General features: G+C 64.4%; 12 protein-coding genes and 2 pseudogenes. 10 read left to right on the top strand and 4 right to left on the bottom strand.

What is annotated here, in order from left to right; translation table 11 throughout:
• Nucleotides 1-91 precede the first annotated feature (91 nt).
• Nucleotides 92-682, bottom strand: a complete 591-nt coding sequence (locus tag HAP41_RS03790) for a DUF4337 domain-containing protein (protein WP_071908641.1) — start codon at nucleotides 680-682, stop codon at nucleotides 92-94.
• A gap of 88 nt (nucleotides 683-770) precedes the next feature.
• Nucleotides 771-1,735, bottom strand: a pseudogene (locus tag HAP41_RS03785) (tyrosine recombinase XerC).
• A gap of 123 nt (nucleotides 1,736-1,858) precedes the next feature.
• On the opposite strand from HAP41_RS03785, the gene HAP41_RS03780 reads away from it, so the two are divergent.
• Nucleotides 1,859-4,069 (top strand): primosomal protein N', encoded by a 2,211-nt coding sequence (locus HAP41_RS03780; protein ID WP_071908639.1) that lies wholly within the window; start codon nucleotides 1,859-1,861, stop codon nucleotides 4,067-4,069.
• Between the two features lie 236 nt (nucleotides 4,070-4,305).
• On the opposite strand, the gene HAP41_RS03775 is transcribed toward HAP41_RS03780, so the two are convergent.
• Entirely contained in the window at nucleotides 4,306-4,815 is a 510-nt protein-coding gene (locus tag HAP41_RS03775; protein ID WP_028150468.1) for a septal ring lytic transglycosylase RlpA family protein, read from the bottom strand.
• 267 nt (nucleotides 4,816-5,082) lie between these two features.
• Nucleotides 5,083-5,918, bottom strand: a pseudogene (locus HAP41_RS03770) (IS5 family transposase).
• Between the two features lie 209 nt (nucleotides 5,919-6,127).
• Between HAP41_RS03770 and HAP41_RS03765 the strand changes: the two are divergent.
• The 9 genes from HAP41_RS03765 (at nucleotide 6,128) to HAP41_RS03725 (ending at nucleotide 17,422) form a co-directional block, all read left to right on the top strand.
• Entirely contained in the window at nucleotides 6,128-7,471 is a 1,344-nt protein-coding gene (locus HAP41_RS03765) for an IS1380 family transposase (RefSeq protein WP_166053720.1), read from the top strand.
• Nucleotides 7,472-8,026: 555 nt separating this feature from the next.
• Nucleotides 8,027-8,587 carry a F0F1 ATP synthase subunit delta gene (locus HAP41_RS03760; RefSeq protein ID WP_063980421.1) on the top strand — a complete coding sequence of 187 codons (561 nt, stop codon included), beginning with the start codon at nucleotides 8,027-8,029 and terminating at the stop codon, nucleotides 8,585-8,587.
• A complete protein-coding gene (gene atpA / locus HAP41_RS03755; protein WP_063980422.1) occupies nucleotides 8,587-10,116 on the top strand; it encodes a F0F1 ATP synthase subunit alpha in 1,530 nt (509 codons plus the stop codon). Before HAP41_RS03760 ends, atpA begins: the two co-directional genes overlap by 1 nt.
• A 141-nt stretch (nucleotides 10,117-10,257) precedes the next feature.
• Complete coding sequence (locus HAP41_RS03750; RefSeq protein ID WP_063980423.1) at nucleotides 10,258-11,133, top strand: F0F1 ATP synthase subunit gamma; 876 nt, start codon at nucleotides 10,258-10,260, stop codon at nucleotides 11,131-11,133.
• A 54-nt stretch (nucleotides 11,134-11,187) separates the two neighbouring features.
• On the top strand, nucleotides 11,188-12,630 hold the full coding sequence (atpD, locus tag HAP41_RS03745; protein ID WP_063980424.1) for a F0F1 ATP synthase subunit beta: 1,443 nt from the start codon (nucleotides 11,188-11,190) through the stop codon (nucleotides 12,628-12,630).
• Nucleotides 12,631-12,726: 96 nt separating this feature from the next.
• Complete coding sequence (locus HAP41_RS03740; RefSeq protein WP_071908637.1) at nucleotides 12,727-13,134, top strand: F0F1 ATP synthase subunit epsilon; 408 nt, start codon at nucleotides 12,727-12,729, stop codon at nucleotides 13,132-13,134.
• A gap of 149 nt (nucleotides 13,135-13,283) precedes the next feature.
• A complete protein-coding gene (locus tag HAP41_RS03735; protein ID WP_166053787.1) occupies nucleotides 13,284-14,945 on the top strand; it encodes an adenylate/guanylate cyclase domain-containing protein in 1,662 nt (553 codons plus the stop codon).
• A gap of 369 nt (nucleotides 14,946-15,314) precedes the next feature.
• Nucleotides 15,315-16,175 (top strand): tyrosine-type recombinase/integrase, encoded by an 861-nt coding sequence (locus HAP41_RS03730; RefSeq protein ID WP_029085027.1) that lies wholly within the window; start codon nucleotides 15,315-15,317, stop codon nucleotides 16,173-16,175.
• A 20-nt stretch (nucleotides 16,176-16,195) separates the two neighbouring features.
• Nucleotides 16,196-17,422, top strand: a complete 1,227-nt coding sequence (locus HAP41_RS03725; RefSeq protein WP_166053869.1) for an IS91 family transposase — start codon at nucleotides 16,196-16,198, stop codon at nucleotides 17,420-17,422.
• The last annotated feature ends 120 nt before the right edge of the window (nucleotides 17,423-17,542 follow it).

The following is a 17,542-nucleotide window of genomic DNA, read 5'->3' as shown; positions in this document are numbered from 1 at the left end:
ACGGAGAAGCCGCGGCGTACTGGATGCCCCGGTCAAGCCGGGGCGTGACACCGTCGATGTTGTTGGCCTTATGCGCCCCGCATCAGCGCCCTCAATGCAAATGCACCAGATGCGGCCACCACAGGCCGAGCGCGGTCATGAGGAGGCCGGCCAGGGTCAGGACGCCGGCGACATAGGCGAGCGCGATCATGCCGGTGATGATGGTGGCCGAGGCCAGCACGATACCGATCTGGAAGGCGGCGGAGGCCAGCTCGAAGTGATGATATTTCGCGGTCGCCTCGTCGCGCTCGTGCTCGGCGTGCTTGGCCTTCTCGGCGAGCTGCTCGGTGCCTTCGCCGGTCTCGGGCTCGGAGCGGTAGCGCTGCGCGGTCTTGGTCCAGTCGTCGACCTGCTTCTGCACCGTCGCCTTCAGGGCGTCGTCGGTGGTGGCGCCCAGCGTGAGCTTGCCCTGCTCGGACGCGGTCAGCACCACGGTGCGGCGGATGGTCTTGGCCTGGAAGAACGCCCAGAGATTGGCGGACTCGACGTTCTTGCTGATCGATTCAGTCTGGGCGCCCTTGCCGAGCGTCTCGGAGATCGCCAGGAACAGCGCCAGCACGGCGATCAGAAGAGCGATCTTCTTGTTCGATCCGGACGCGTGCTCGGCGTGTTCGGCATGCTCCATGCTTTCGTGTGCGCTCATGATTCCCTCCAGTCGCGGTTCCCCACGATTGACCGAACCGCGGGCGGCGCGCAAGAGGCACGCGCGCTATGACAGCTTCATGTCAGGTTCATCGCCGCGGATGCGTGCTCGCATAGACTTCGAGCAGCCGCTCCGAATCGATGCCGGTGTAGATCTGCGTGGTCGAGAGCGAGGAGTGACCCAGCAGCTCCTGGATTGCGCGCAAATCCCCGCCACGCGAGAGCAGATGCGTGGCGAAGGAATGGCGGAGCGCGTGAGCGTCGCGCTGTCGGGCAGGCCGAGCGCGCCGCGCAGCCGCTCCATCGCGAGCTGGATGATGCGCGGGCTCAAGGGCCCGCCGCGCGCGCCGAGGAAGATCGGGCCTTCCGCCGGCAGCGGATAGGGGCACATCGCAACGTATTCCTGCACGAGCGCGAGCACGTTCTGGAGCACCGGCACCATGCGGGTCTTGTTGCCTTTGCCTGTCACGATCAGCACGTCGCCTTCGCCGGGACGCGGCACCTCGCGGCGCTTCAACCCCAACGCTTCGGAGATGCGCAGACCCGAGCCATACAGCAGCGCCATCACCGCGGCGTCGCGGGCCAGAATCCAGGTCTCGCGATCCTCGCCGGCGCGCTCGTCGGCGTCGGCAAGACGCTTTGCGGACGCCATCGGCAGCGGCTTCGGCAAAGTCTTGGCCACCTTGGGCGCGCGGATCGCCGAGAGTGCGCCGACCTTGCCCTTGCCTTCGCGCTCGAGGAAGCGGCCGAACGAGCGCAGGCCCGCCAGCGCGCGCATCAGCGAGCGGCCGGCAATGTCGTCGGCGCGGCGCATCGCCATGAAGGCGCGGATGTCGGTGGCTTCCAGCGCGGCAAAGCGCGCCAGCGTCACGCGCTCGCCCCAATGGGCGCAAAGGAAATCCAGGCATTGCCGCAGGTCGCGGCCATAGGCCTCCAACGTCTTCGGCGACAGCCGCCGCTCGGCGCCGAGATGCGACAGCCAGCGCGCCATCTCCTGCGCGATCGAGGGATCGGCGCTGGCGAGCTCGATTGGGGGGGCGGCCGCTTTGCTCATGCGCTCTGGACGTAATGATTCCACTCAGTATATCGCATCACACCCGTTTACTGTTCGCTAAGGCCGCCCCTGGGCGCTAGCCTCAAGGCCCCAAGGTTCCGATTCTCCCTCCAAAGATCTTTGATGGATCATTCGTCGCGCAGCACGACCACCCCCGCCAACGCGACCCGCATGGTCGACGTGCTGGTGCCGGTCGCGCTCGACCAGACCTATTCCTACAAGGTGCCGCGCGGGATGGAGCTGAAGGCGGGCGATCTCGTCGGCGTGCCGCTCGGCCCGCGCGAGGTGCTGGCCGTGGTCTGGGCGGAGAACGCCAATCCCGACCCGCGCCTGCACAACCGGCTCAAGGAGGTCAGCGAAAAGCTCGATCTTCCTCCGCTGAAGCCTGAGCTGCGCTCGGTCGTCGACTGGGTCGCCAATTACACGCTGAGCCCGCGCGGCATGGTGCTGCGGATGTGCCTGCGCATGGGCGAGAATCTCGGCCCGGAGCGGGTGCGCGCCGGTGTGCGCCTGGTCGGCGATCCGCCGCGACGGCTGACGCCGGCGCGGCAGCGCGTGATCGAGCTGCTGTCGGATCGCCTGCTGCACGGCAAGTCCGAGGCCGCCAAGGAAGCAGGGGTCTCGGCCGGCGTGATCGACGGCCTCGTCGACGAAGGCACGCTCACGGTCGAGCCGATGCCGCCGCCTCCGCCGCCGCCGGCACCCGATCCGGATTTTGGCCAGCCGGATTTTTCACCGCTCCAGCGCGCCGGGGTGGATGCAATGCGCGCGCTCGCCGCCAACGGCACCTTTCACGTTGCGCTGCTCGACGGCGTCACCGGCTCGGGCAAAACCGAGGTCTATTTCGAGGCGATTGCGGAGACCATCCGCCGCGGCAAGCAGACTCTGATCCTGATGCCGGAGATCGCGCTGACCGGCCAGTTCCTCGACCGCTTCGCGCAGCGCTTTGGCGTGCGTCCGATCGAATGGCACTCCGAGCTGACGCCGCGCACCCGCGCGCGCAATTGGGCGGCGATCTCCGAAGGCAGTGCGCCGGTCGTGGTCGGCGCGCGCTCGGCGCTGTTTCTGCCTTACGCCAATCTCGGCCTCATCGTGGTCGATGAAGAGCACGACCAGGCCTACAAGCAGGACGAGGGCGTGCATTATCACGCCCGCGACATGGCGGTGGTCCGCGCGCATATCGCAAAGATCCCGATCGTGCTGGCCTCCGCCACGCCGTCGGTCGAATCCGAGGTCAATGCGCGCAAGAGCCGCTATCAGCGCATCGCGCTGCCCTCGCGCTTCGGCGGCCAGCACATGCCGCATATCGAGGCCATCGACATGCGCCGCGAGCCGCCGGCGCGCGGCCGCTTCATCTCGCCGCGGCTCGCTTCCGAGATCAGAAAAGCGATTGAAAAGCGCGAGCAGGCGCTGCTGTTCCTCAATCGCCGCGGCTATGCGCCGCTGACCCTGTGCCGTGCCTGCGGCCATCGCTTCGCCTGCACCATCTGCGATGCCTGGCTGGTCGATCACCGCTTCCGCCAGCGGCTGGTCTGTCACCATTGCGGCTTCTCGATGCCGCGCCCGCAGACCTGCCCGCATTGCGCGGCCGAGGAATCGCTGGTCGCGGTCGGGCCGGGCGTCGAGCGCTTGCAGGAGGAGGCGGCCGCGCTGTTCCCCGAGGCGCGCACCATGGTGCTGTCGAGCGATCTCATCACCTCGATCGAGACGATGCGCTCCGAGCTTACCGAGATCGCGGAGGGTCGGGTCGACATCATCATCGGCACGCAGCTCGTCGCCAAGGGCCACAACTTTCCGCGGCTCAATCTCGTCGGCGTGGTCGATGCGGATCTGGGTCTGTCCAACGGCGATCCGCGCGCGTCGGAACGCACCTGGCAGTTGCTCAACCAGGTGATCGGCCGTGCCGGGCGCGAGCAGGGCCGCGGCGTCGGCTATCTCCAGACCCACCAGCCCGATCATCCCGTGATGAAGGCGCTGATCGCCTGCGACCGCGAGGCCTTCTACGACAGCGAGATCGATCTGCGCGAGCGCACGCTCTATCCGCCGTTCGGCCGGCTCGCGAGCCTGATCATTTCGGCAGGCGACCGTCCGAGCGCCGAAGGTTTGGGCCGCCGCCTCGTTGCGCTCGCACCGCGCGACGAGCGCGTCGTGGTGCTGGGACCGGCGGAGGCCCCGCTCGCCGTGATCAAGGGCCGCTACCGTTTCCGCATCCTGGTGAAATCGGCGCGCGGTTTCGATCTGTCGGACTATTTGCGCAACTGGCTGGCCGTCTGCCCGAAGCCGAAGGGCAATCAAAAGCTCGAAGTCGACGTCGACCCGCAGAGCTTTTTGTAGTTCCCCCGTCATTCCGGGGCACGCGAAGCGTGAACCCGGAATCCATTCTTCCACCAACTCTACGGCCTGATGGATTCCGGGCTCGATGCTACGCATCGCCCCGGAATGACGGGGCAAACAAAAAGCCCGCCGTCCCCCAAGACGGCGGGCTTGTTTCGCCCGAACTGGTCTCGCCGCTCACACGTCCGCGGACGATGGCGAGATTTGCGCTTTGTCGGTGAGGCGCTGGTGGCGCCTTAGGAGACGACTTCCGCGGTGACGCGGCCGACGCCGGCGCCGGTGAGGCCGATGGCGCGGGCAGCGCCCGTGGAGAGGTCGAGGACACGGCCGCGAATGAACGGGCCACGGTCATTGATGGTGACGATGACGCTCGAGCCGCCATGGGTGACGCGCAGCTTGGTGCCGAACGGCAGCGAACGGTGAGCCGCGGTCATGGCATTCTGGTTGAAGCGCTGGCCTGACGCAGTCCGGCTGCCGGACTCGTTGCCATAATAGGAGGCCATGCCGGAGAAGCTGCGGCCCGTGCCCGACGACGGCGTCATCGACGCGTTGGCGTTGCGCCAATCGGAGGTCGTGTTGGCATCGCTCTGGGCGTGGTGGCGGTGATGATGGTGAGAGTACCGGTGGTGATGCCGGGATTTGGCAGAAGCTTCGGTGGCGGTTCCACCGACGAGGAGAGTGGCGGCAACGAAAGCGATCGCCGTGCGCGGCCGGGGCACGGAGCCCAGCGTCTTCAAAGACAGCATTTAGTGGTCCCTAATCTAGTATTGCCACATATGTGGCAAGTGGAGCCCCCGTAAGTCTGTGAGCGGGATCGCGTTTCGATTCCTAATGAGGCGTGAATTGGGCAGTAAATCCATTCTGTGTCGTCATGAAATATTCTGTGATTGGCATCAATGTTGCAGCCAATGTTCTGGAATCTTTCGCTTTAACAATTCTTTAACTATTTTATTACTCACTAATACTGTAAAACGAGGTCATTATACTTCATGTTTAGAGTCTATCCGGAAAGATTACCTTGGATTGCATAGCTTTCGCAGCATGAGTCGGATGGAGGCCAGCTTGAGAAAGGCGAGCGCCCTGTGATTGAAGCATTCCCAATCTTTGGACAGTCTTCGGCATCGCCCGAGCCAGGCAAAGGTACGCTCGACGATCCAGCGTTTGGGCAAGACGACGAAACGGTGAGCCTGATCGGAGCGTTTGACGATTTCGAGGTTCACGCGCTTCAGAGCGCTACGCAGCCCCTTCTGGAAATGTGGCCCTTGATATCCGCCGTCGGCGTAGAGCTTCAGAAGAAAGGGATAGAGGCCGAACAACGTTGCCATCAGGAGCACGCCGCCGTCGCGATCCTGGATGTCCGCCGCATGCACGATGGCGTGCATCAAGAGGCCTTGCGTGTCGACGAGAATGTGCCGCTTCTTGCCCTTGATCTTCTTGCCCGCGTCGTAGCCATGGAGATCATGAGGCCCCCTTTTTCAGCGCTTTTCACGCTCTGGCTATCGATGATGGCGGCGGTGGGAGAAGCCTCGCGCTCGGCCCTTTCGCGACATTCGACATAGAGGGCGTGATGAATTTTATCGAGCGTGCCGTTCCAGCTCCACAGATCGAAGTAGCCATACAGCGTCGAGCGCGGCGGCAGGTCCTTGGGGATCGCGCGCCACTGGCAACCTGTGCTCAGGATGTACATCAGCCCGTTGGCAATCTCGCGCAGGTCCACCGTACGCTTGTTGCCGCCGCGCTTGGCCGGCGGGATGCGAGGCGCGATCAGCGCCCACTCCTCGTCGGTCAAGTCGCTCGGATAGCGCAGGCGGCTGCGGTCGTAGCGTGCACGGTTCTCGGTAGTCCACATTGGCGGCGCGTCCCCATCGAATCAGGCCGCTCACCTTGAATCACAACCGATTCATTCGACTCAACATGTTTTGGAACAGACACTTAGCCCGTCTTATTCGTCAGAGGGCGCCTGAGAGGCTGGCGAGCGTGGTGTAAAGCGCTGATGCGGCGTAGGATTCGGTTGCAAAGCCAACCCCATCACCTTCAGCCGCGAACACCACGCCCGCCATGACCGACGATACGATTCTGCCCTTCTCGTTTCCAGCCGTTCACGCCAAGAAAGTCACAGCTGCCTTCGATGGCGGTCGGCTGACCTCGAACGGGGGCGTGATGCTTCTGGCGATGGCCGAGCGGCGTCTCGGCTTGGCCGACAATTTGGCCCGGGTGTTCCCGGATCGGCGCGATCCGACGCGGGTCGTGCACAGCCTGGTCGATATGTTCCGCGCGCGCATGTTCGCGATCTGCTGCGGCTACGAGGACGCCGACGACCTCGATCATCTGCGGTCCGATCCCGCATTCAAGCTGGCCTGCGGACGGCTGCCGGACACGGGTCGCGATCTGTGTTCCCAACCGACGCTGTCGCGTCTGGAGAATGCTCCGCGCCTGCGCGACGTGATCCGACTGACCTACACTTTGGTCGACGCATGGATGGATAGCTACCCGCGCGAGCCGGCATCCGTCACGCTCGACATCGATGATACCTGCGATGTCGTCCACGGCCATCAGCAGCTCTCGCTGTTCAACGCTCATTATGACGAACGCTGCTTCCTGCCGATCCACGTCTACGACACGGAGAAGAGCCGGCCCGTGGCGGTCGTGCTGCGGCCCGGCAAGACGCCGGGCGGCGTCGAGGTGCGTGCCCATCTGCGCCGCCTGGTACGGCATATCCGGACGCGGTGGCACAACACGCGAATTACGTTCCGTGGCGACGGGCACTATGCCCGGCCGGAGGCAATGGCGTGGTGCGAGACCAACGGCATCGACTACATCTTCGGTCTGTCCGGCACCAAGCCGCTCGCCAGAAAAGTCGACGCGGTCGCCGACGACATCCGCACGCGACGCGCCATCGAGAACCTGCCGGTTCTGCGCGGCTATACCGAGACGCGCCACAAGGCAAAGTCCTGGGATCGCGAACGACGCACCGTCGCCCGTATTGAGGCGACGATGCTCGGCCTCGACATCCGCTTCGTCGTCACCAGCCTCGATGTCGGCTCGGCCGAGTGGATCTACGACAGCCTGTATTGCGCGCGCGGCCAAGCCGAGAATCTGATCAAGCTGCATAAGACGCAGCTCGCCTCCGATCGCACCAGTTGCCGTTCGGCGCTCGCCAATCAAGTCCGCCTCGTTCTCCATACCGCCGCTTATTGGCTGATGCTGACCGTGCGCGACGCCATTCCCAAAGTCCGGGAATTGGCCACTGCCGAGTTCGCGACGCTGCGTCTTCGGCTCTTGAAAATCGCCGCCCGGGTTGTCGAGACCAAGAGCCGCATTCGCCTTGCGTTCGCCGCGGCATGTCCCGAAGCCGACCTGATCCGCAGCTTGCCCGGCGCGCTGCTGCCGCTCGGTCCTTGACCGGTGGGGCGTCCGCCCGCGTTCACCCAACCCATCCCTCAAGCGCGTTGCAAAGTACCGGTCGTCAGGCGGTGAAAAGCCGAAGGCAATCCTGTGCGCCTCGTCAGCGGAGGTGTGCGGATGCACCAGTCGGACCAAAATACCGCGCTCTCACGAATAGGGCGGGTTAGAATTAGGAAAGTATTCAGGGGAGGCCGCTCGTCACGTCCGACTCACGCCTCAGCGATCCGTGTTCATGGCCGCTATGCGCTGAGGGCAGGAACGAATGGGCGCGATGCCGCCGAGGGGGGCGCGTCATTCCGCGACGTGGCAGGCCGCTATCGCGGCGCCGTCGGCTGCGACGAACTGGCGACAGAAGGTCGTGCCTTTAATTTGGCGTCATGTTGCACGTGCGCGCCTGCTATGTTAGCAAAGCCGCGATTTTAACGGACCCGGCACCTCCCGTGTCGGCCGAAAATCGAAGTCCCGCTTGAATTCCAAGGGCTTGGATCGCTTGGCGCCGCTTTGTGGCGACGGTTTTTCCCTTGCGAGTTTGACAGCAAAAAGAGCGCGTCTGTGGCTGCAGAAGATACGTCCGTTTCCGGTGTGTCGGGCCGTTATGCAACGGCCTTGTTTGAACTGGCCCGCGACCAGAATGTGGTCGACGAGGTCAAAGCCGATCTCGACAAATTCGAGGGTTTGCTAAGCGAAAGCGCCGATCTGACGCGCCTCGTCCGCAGCCCGGTGTTTGCGGCCGATACCCAGTCCAGGGCCCTCTCGGCCGTGCTGGACAAGGCGGGTATCGCCGGCATCTCCGCCAATTTCCTGAAAGTCCTGACCGCCAACCGCCGCCTGTTCGCGGTGGCTGACGTCATTCGCGCCTATCGCGCCCTCGTCGCCAGGTTCAAGGGCGAGACGACGGCCGACGTTACCGTGGCGGAGGCGCTTTCGGACAAGAATCTCGACGCCCTCAAGGTTGCCCTGAAGTCGGTGACCGGCAAGGACGTCGCGCTCAACGTGAAGGTCGATCCCTCGATCATCGGTGGCCTCGTGGTCAAGCTTGGCAGCCGCATGATCGATAGTTCGCTTCGCACCAAACTCAATTCGATCAAGCACGCGATGAAAGAGGCAGGCTGATGGACATCCGCGCCGCGGAAATTTCCGCGATCCTCAAGGACCAGATCAAGAATTTCGGCCAGGAAGCTGAAGTCTCCGAAGTCGGACAGGTGCTGTCCGTCGGCGACGGTATTGCCCGCGTCTATGGTCTGGACAACGTCCAGGCCGGCGAAATGGTCGAGTTCGAGAACGGCACCCGCGGCATGGCGCTGAACCTCGAAACTGACAACGTCGGTATCGTTATTTTCGGCGCCGACCGCGAGATCAAGGAAGGCCAGACCGTCAAGCGCACCCGCGCCATCGTGGACGCGCCGGTCGGCAAGGGCCTGCTCGGCCGCGTCGTCGACGCGCTCGGCAACCCGATCGACGGCAAGGGCCCGATCCAGGCCGACAAGCGCATGCGCGTCGACGTCAAGGCGCCCGGCATCATTCCGCGCAAGTCGGTGAGCGAGCCGATGGCGACCGGCCTCAAGGCGATCGACGCCCTGATCCCGATCGGCCGTGGCCAGCGCGAGCTGATCATCGGCGACCGTCAGACCGGCAAGACCGCGATCGCGCTCGACACCATCCTGAACCAGAAGCCGCTCAACGCGCAGCCGGACGAGAACATCAAGCTGTATTGCGTCTATGTCGCGATCGGCCAGAAGCGTTCGACCGTCGCCCAGTTCGTGAAGGTGCTGGAAGAGCAGGGCGCGCTCGAATACTCGATCATCGTCGCCGCCACCGCTTCGGATCCGGCGCCGATGCAGTACATCGCGCCGTTCACCGGCTGCACCATGGGCGAGTACTTCCGCGACAACGGCATGCACGCCGTCATCATCTATGACGACCTGTCCAAGCAGGCCGTCGCCTACCGCCAGATGTCGCTGCTGCTGCGCCGCCCGCCGGGCCGCGAAGCCTATCCGGGCGACGTGTTCTATCTGCACTCCCGCCTGCTCGAGCGCGCGGCGAAGCTGAACAAGGACCAGGGCTCGGGCTCGCTGACGGCGCTGCCGGTCATCGAAACCCAGGCCAACGACGTGTCGGCCTACATTCCGACCAACGTCATCTCGATCACCGACGGCCAGATCTTCCTGGAAACCGACCTGTTCTTCCAGGGCATCCGTCCCGCGGTGAACGTCGGTCTGTCGGTGTCGCGCGTCGGTTCGTCCGCGCAGACCAAGGCCACCAAGAAGGTCGCCGGCAAGATCAAGGGCGAGCTCGCGCAGTACCGCGAAATGGCGGCGTTCGCGCAGTTTGGCTCCGATCTCGACGCCTCGACCCAGCGCCTGCTCAACCGCGGTTCGCGCCTGACCGAGCTGCTCAAGCAGCCGCAGTTCGCGCCGCTGAAGATGGAAGAGCAGGTCTGTGTGATCTGGGCCGGCACCAACGGCTATCTCGATCCGCTCCCGCTCAACAAGGTGCGCGCGTTCGAGGACGGTCTGCTGTCGCTGCTGCGCGGCAAGAACGCCGAGATCCTCAACGCGATCCGCGACAGCCGCGATCTCTCCGACGACACCGCCGCCAAGCTGAAGTCGGTGGTCGAAGGCTTCGCGAAGAGCTTCGCGTAAACGCCGTCATGGCCGGGCTTGTCCCGGCCATCCACGTCTAACGGCGTGTGAGGCACCGCGTGGATGCCCGGGGCGAGCCCGGGCATGACGACTGGATAGGTTTGCGATCAGGCCAAAGGGTCGGATCGTCGGGGACGAAGAATGGCGTCACTTAAAGACATGCGCGTCCGCATCGCCTCCACCAAGGCGACGCAGAAGATCACCAAGGCGATGCAGATGGTCGCGGCGTCGAGGTTGCGCCGTGCCCAGCAAGCGGCCGAGGCGGCGCGGCCCTATGCCGACAAGATGAGCGCGGTGATCTCCAACATCGCCAGCGCCGCTGCGGGTTCGCCCGGCGCGCCGGCGCTGCTGGCCGGCACCGGCAGGGACCAGGTCCACCTGCTGCTGGTCTGCACCGGCGAGCGCGGTCTGTCCGGCGCCTTCAACTCCTCGATCGTGCGCCTCGCCCGCGAGCGCGCCCAGGCGCTGATCGCGCAGGGCAAGGAAGTGAAATTCTTCTGTGTCGGCCGCAAGGGCTATGAGCAGCTCCGCCGCCTGTTCGACAAGCAGATCGTCGAGCACCTCGACCTGCGTAGCGTTCGTCAGCTCGGCTTCGTCAACGCCGAGGACATCGCCAAGAAGGTGCTGGCCCGTTTCGACAACGGTGAGTTCGACGTCTGCACGCTGTTCTACGCGCAGTTCAAGTCGGTGATCGCCCAGATCCCGACCGCGCAGCAGATCATCCCGCTGGTCGTCGAGGAAAAGGCGGCGAACGCGCCGACGACGTCCTACGATTACGAGCCGGAGGAGGACGAACTGCTGTCCGGCCTGTTGCCGCGCAACATCGCGGTGCAGATCTTCCGCGCGCTGCTGGAAAACAACGCTTCGTTCTATGGCGCGCAGATGAGTTCGATGGACAACGCCACCCGCAATGCCGGCGAAATGATCCGCAAGCAAACCCAGATCTACAACCGAACCCGTCAAGCCCAGATCACCAAGGAGCTGATCGAGATCATCTCCGGCGCCGAGGCGGTCTGACGCACGAACCAAACGACGGTCGTTCAAGTCCAGAATTTCGAAGGAGAGCTATTCATGGCTACAGCAGCTAACCAGGTCGGTCGCGTCACCCAGGTCATGGGCGCCGTCGTCGACGTGCAGTTCGAGGGCCACCTGCCCGCCATTCTCAATTCGCTGGAAACCCGGAACGGCAACATCCGCCTCGTGCTGGAAGTTGCGCAGCATCTCGGTGAGTCCACCGTCCGCACGATCGCGATGGACGTGACCGAAGGTCTGGTGCGCGGCCAGGAAGTGACCGACACCGGCCAGCCGATCGCGGTTCCGGTGGGTGACGGCACGCTCGGCCGCATCATGAACGTCATCGGCGAGCCGATCGACGAAGCCGGCCCGATCAAGTCCGAAGGTCTCCGCGCCATCCACCAGGAAGCGCCGAGCTACACCGACCAGTCGACCGAAGCTGAAATTCTCGTCACCGGCATCAAGGTCGTCGATCTTCTTGCTCCGTATGCGAAGGGCGGCAAGATCGGCCTGTTCGGCGGCGCCGGCGTCGGCAAGACCGTGCTGATTCAGGAGCTGATCAACAACGTCGCGAAGGCGCACGGTGGTTACTCCGTGTTCGCCGGCGTCGGCGAGCGTACCCGCGAAGGCAACGACCTCTATCACGAGTTCATCGAGTCCAAGGTCAACGCCGATCCGCACAATCCGGATCCGAGCGTGAAATCCAAGTGCGCGCTGGTGTTCGGCCAGATGAACGAGCCGCCGGGCGCCCGCGCCCGCGTCGGCCTCACCGGTCTCACCGTCGCCGAGCACTTCCGCGACCAGGGCCAGGACGTGCTGTTCTTCGTCGACAACATCTTCCGCTTCACCCAGGCCGGCTCGGAAGTGTCGGCGCTGCTCGGCCGTATTCCTTCGGCGGTGGGTTATCAGCCGACGCTCGCCACCGACATGGGCGCGCTGCAGGAGCGCATCACCACCACGCAGAAGGGCTCGATCACCTCGGTGCAGGCCATCTACGTTCCGGCCGACGACTTGACCGACCCGGCGCCCGCGACCTCGTTCGCGCATCTGGACGCGACCACGGTGTTGAACCGCGCGATCTCGGAAAAGGGCATCTACCCCGCGGTGGACCCGCTCGACTCGACCTCGCGCATGCTCTCGCCGCTCGTCGTCGGTCAGGAGCACTACGACACCGCGCGTCAGGTCCAGCAGGTGCTGCAGCGCTACAAGTCGCTCCAGGACATCATCGCCATTCTCGGCATGGACGAGCTTTCGGAAGAGGACAAGCTGACGGTGGCCCGCGCCCGCAAGATCGAGCGCTTCCTGTCGCAGCCGTTCCACGTCGCCGAAATCTTCACCGGCTCGCCCGGCAAGTTCGTCGACCTCGCGGACACCATCAAGGGCTTCCGCGGCCTCTGCGAAGGCAAGTATGACCACCTGCCGGAAGCCGCCTTCTACATGGTCGGCACCATCGAAGAGGCCGTCGAGAAGGGCAAGAAGCTGGCGGCGGAAGCCGCCTAAGCTGGCGAATAGCGAATAGGGAGTGGCGAGTAGAATCTATTCGCCATTCGCTGCTCGCCACTCGCGCGTTCGCTACTCACCATTCGCAGGTTTCCAATGGCCACCATCCACTTCGATCTCGTCTCGCCGGAAAAGCTCGCATTCTCGGGCCAGGTCGATCAGGTCGACATCCCCGGCGTCGAGGGTGACTTCGGCGTGCTGGCGGGACATGCGCCGGTCGTGGCTGCGATCCGGCCCGGCATCCTCACCGTGACCACGGGCGGCAGGCACGTGAAGATCATCGTGCTCGGCGGTATCGCCGAAGTCTCCGAGAAGGGCCTTACCGTGCTCGCCGACGTCGCGACGTCGCTCGACGAACTCGACCGTGCCCAGTTCGCCGCGACCATCTCCGAGATGGAAGACGGCCTGAAGGAGCACGAAGGCGGCGAGCTTGATCAGGCCATCGAGCGGCTCGACCACTTCAAGAGCATCCAGCAGCAGCTCAACAGTACGGCTATGCACTAAGCCCCGGTGCACTGCTCCGGGGCTCAAGCTACAAGTTCCTGAACAGGTTCAGCGCTCGTCACGGAAGTGGCGGGCGCTGAAACTTTGTTGCACCGCGCCGCCGATAGCGGCATTCTGCGCCCGCGAATTTGTTTCGGGGCTGGCAGCAGATGAAACGCAAGATCGCAGCGATTTTCGCAGCCGATATTGCCGGTTACTCAAGACTGGTCGCGGAAGACGAAGAGGAGACGCTGCGGCGTCTCGCCTCCTATCGCGAGGTCGTCGACGACTTCATCGCGAAAGCCAACGGCCGCATCTTCAACACGGCGGGCGACGCGGTGCTCGCGGAATTTCCGAGCGCGGTCGATGCGGTGCGCTGCGCGATCGACATCCAGGAATCCCTGCGAACCCGCAACATGGCCTATCCGCCGAGCCGGCAGATGTCGTTCCGCATCGGCATCACCATCGGTGACGTGGTCGAGCGCAACGGCGATCTGCTCGGTGACGGCGTCAATATCGCCGCCCGGCTCGAAGGCCTCGCCGAGGTCGGCGGCATCTGCGTCTCCCGCGCCGTGCACGAGCAGGTCGCCAACAAGCTGTCGGTGCAGTTCGCCGACATCGGCGCGCAGGAGGTCAAGAACATCCCGACGCCGGTGCACGCCTACATGGTGGCGATGCGGCGCGAGGACGGCACTTACGCCACGCCGAAAGTGAAGAAGCCCGCCTCCAAGCTGGCCGCGGCACCGGTGTGGATGTGGCCGCTGGTGGTCGCCGTCGTCTCGGTCGTCGCCATCCTTGTCACCGGCTTCCTCTACAACACCAAGCTCAAGCAGACGGTTACCGCCGCGGCCGCGCCGGCCGCGACGCCGAGCGCAGCGCCAGCGGCAGATGCCGTGGCGCCGAGCCCGATGCCGACCCAGATGGCAAAGGCGCCGATGGCTCCGATGAGCCCAACCGGCGCTGCGATGGCGCCGATGCCCGCGCCCTCACCATCCGCCGCGCCGCTATCGGGCAAGCTGGCCGCCGATAGCGTGCCCTTCATCAACGAGCGCATCCGCAACTATCTGGCCGGCGACTATTCCGCCTCCGGCGACTACAAGGCCTTCGCGCTCAATATCGGCGGCTTCACAGGCGCGGCGTTGAACCAGCCGACCGAGGAAGCCGCGCGCAACATGGCGCTGGAGCAGTGCCAGAAGCGCGCCGATGCCGCGCAATCGCCGCGGCGCTGCGAGCTCTATGCGGTCGGCAACGACGTCGTCTACACCCACGGCAAGCCGCCGATGCCGCCGCAGCCCTGGGTGCGCCACGACGCCATGACCGAGCGGGCCTTCGTGCCGAAAGATTTTCCGATGGTGCGCGATCCGGCAAAAGTTCGGCTCGAGAACATGTTCGTGCCGGCGGCGAAATCCCGCGCGATCGCGCTCGGCCCGGGCGGTCAATATTTCATGGTGCTGGGCGCGTCATCCGTCGACGATTCGGCGCGGCGTTCGCTGGAATCGTGCGGCGCCATCGCCGGCGTGGCCTGTCTGATCGTCGCGGTCGACGACAATTTCGTCGTGCCGATCCCGACCCTGCTCAGGATCACCGGCTTCTTCCATGCCGCTTCCAACGCCTCGATCGCCGCCGACGCGCGCGCCGAGGTCGTGCGCAAGCTCGCCGATGGCATGGGCTGGAACGCAGTCGCGGTCGGGACCGCGGGCCGGCCGGGCCTCGGCCTGAAGGCCGCGGACGAGCAGACCGCCGTCAATTCCGCGCTCGCCGACTGCGCCAAGCGCGACAGCGATTGCCACGTCATCGCGATCGGCCCGTTCACGGTCGGACCGACCAATTAGAGCCTGCTGGACATAGGCCGCCACGACGATTGCGCCGCGCGGCCGATTCTATCCGACGCTTCAAAAACTTCGCAACGACTACCGCGCATCGCGCCGGCAATCGCCGGCTACTGTGCATGGGGTTGTTTTCGCGGTTTTAGTTTGTCGTCCGTGAACAAGGCTCTAAGCGATTGAGCGAGAGTCTGTTTTTCGGATTTGAGACGGTTTGAGATTGCAGGGATTGGGAGGTAAAGACCGCCAAAGCCTGCAAATTCGATTGTGGATTGAACGAAGCCGCTGCCGCGGCGTAGGGGGCAAGGTGGCATAGATCGCCTCCTGGCTGAGAGGATGTGGGTGTTGGAGCCCACCCCCTCAGACAGGAGTATCGAGATGGCCGATTTGAGCCCTCTTCGCCGCCGCATGATCGAAGACATGACCGTCCGCAATCTGTCGCCGGCGACGCAAAGATCCTACATCAGCGCGGTTTCGAAGTTCAGCCGCTATTTTGGCCGATCGCCTGACCGGTTAGAGCTGGAAGACGTCCGCGCCTTCCAGGTGCATTTGGTCTCGACCGGCATCTCATGGCCGGCGCTGAACCAGATCGTCTGTGCGCTACGGTTTTTCTACGGCGTCACGCTCGGCGAGGCGCTCATCCCAGAGCGCATTCCCTATGCGCGAGAACCGCGCAAGCTGCCGGTCGTTCTCAGCGCCGACGAAGTGGTTCAGTTTCTTGAAGCGGTATCGAGCCTGAAGAGCCGCGCCGCGCTCACCACCGCCTATGCGGCCGGGCTCAGGGCCTCGGAGGTTGCGGGACTGCGGATCGAAGACATCGACAGCGCCCGCGGCGTCATCCAGGTGCGCCACGGCAAGGGCGCGAAGGATCGCAACGTGATGCTGTCGCCCCAGCTGCTGGGCATCCTGCGCACCTACTGGCGGCTCGCCCGGCCGCGGCTTTATCTGTTCCCTGGTCGTGACGAAGATCATCCGATCGATCAGACCGTGCTGCATGCCGCCTGCCGGTCGGCGGTGAAGGCTGCGGGCCTGACCAAGCGCGTCACGCTGCACACGCTGCGCCACAGCTTCGCGACACATCTTCTCGAGAACGGAACCGATATCCGGATCATCCAGGTCTTGCTCGGGCACAATAATTTGTCGTCGACAGCGCGCTACACGCAGGTCGCCACCGATACGATCCGAGCGACGCAGAGCCCGCTCGATCGCCTGTCGCTGGAGGTGACGCCACCTGGATGACCCGCAGCGGGATGCGGGTCATGACCCGCTCCGACATCCGCTCCAACAGGCCCGCCATCGAGATTGCCGATATTCTGCGCCGGCATGGCGACGCCTATCGCCGTGTACATGCCGGTCATCTGGGGCGGGTCGAGCGGCGCGTGATGAGCGCGATCGTTGCGTGCCGGACCGAGGCGCTCGGCGGCCACATGCAGGCTTGCGACGACTGCGGCACGACACGCGTTGCCTATAATTCCTGCCGCAATCGGCACTGTCCGAAGTGTCAGGGGAGAGCCCGAGCCGCGTGGCTCGCCGCGCGTCAAGCCGACCTGCTTCCGGTTCCCTATTTCCACGTCGTCTTTACACTTCCCGCACCGATCGCCGCGATCGCTTTCCAGAACAAGGCCGTCGTCTATGCCATCCTGTTCAAGGCTGCCGCCGAGGCGATGACGACGCTCGCCGCCAATCCACGCCGGCTCGGCGGTGCGATCGGCGGCGTCGCCGTCCTCCACACCTGGGGACAGACGCTGATGCATCATCCCCACGTCCATTGCGTCGTTCCGGGTGGCGGCCTCTCGCCCGATGGCGCGCGCTGGACCGCTTGCCGACCGAACTTCTTCCTGGCCGTCAAACCGTTGTCCAGACTATTTCGCACACTTTTTCTCAAACGTCTGTCGGCAGCCTTCAACTCCGGTGCCTTGCGTTTCTTCGGCGATCTCGGAGCTCTGGCCGAGCCGGCTGCCTTTGCGGCCCACCTCGACGCCATGCGACGCATCAACTGGGTTGTTTACGCCAAGCGGCCCTTCGGCGGACCCGCACAGGTCCTGGCCTATCTCGGCCGCTACACCCATCGCGTCGCGATCGCCAACAGCCGGCTCGTCGCACTCGACGACGATCATGTCGCCTTCTCATGGAAGGACTATCGCCAAAACAGCGCGACAAAGATCATGAATCTCAAGCCCGATGAGTTCATTCGCCGTTTCCTGCTTCATACGCCGCCTGACGGCTTCCACCGCATCCGCCACTTCGGCTTCATGGCCAACCGCCATCGCGCTGCCAAGCTCGCCCTTTGCCGCGAACTTCTCGATCATGAGCGAACAGCCCCAAACGATGGCCAGCCGTCGCCTGTGGATTCGGAGGCTCAAACCTGGGCCGAGGTTCCTGCCTGTCCCGATTGTGGTGGCGTCATGCGCATCATTGAGCGCTTTCGACATAGCTTCAGACGCCCCAGCCCTCGAACATCACCGTTCCGATGCGACACATCGTGAGCCAAGTCATGTCGTGCACGACGATCATCATTCGTCATTTCGCTCCCAGCGTCTCGATCATCGCGGACGATGTCGAATCCGTGCTGTCACACTGCGCGACAACAACCGTCCGATGCAGCA

The organism is Bradyrhizobium barranii subsp. apii, assembly GCF_011516635.5.
Taxonomy (GTDB): domain Bacteria; phylum Pseudomonadota; class Alphaproteobacteria; order Rhizobiales; family Xanthobacteraceae; genus Bradyrhizobium; species Bradyrhizobium barranii.
Note: the sequence above shows the minus strand (reverse complement) of the source record. Positions and strands in the feature narration are given on the sequence as shown.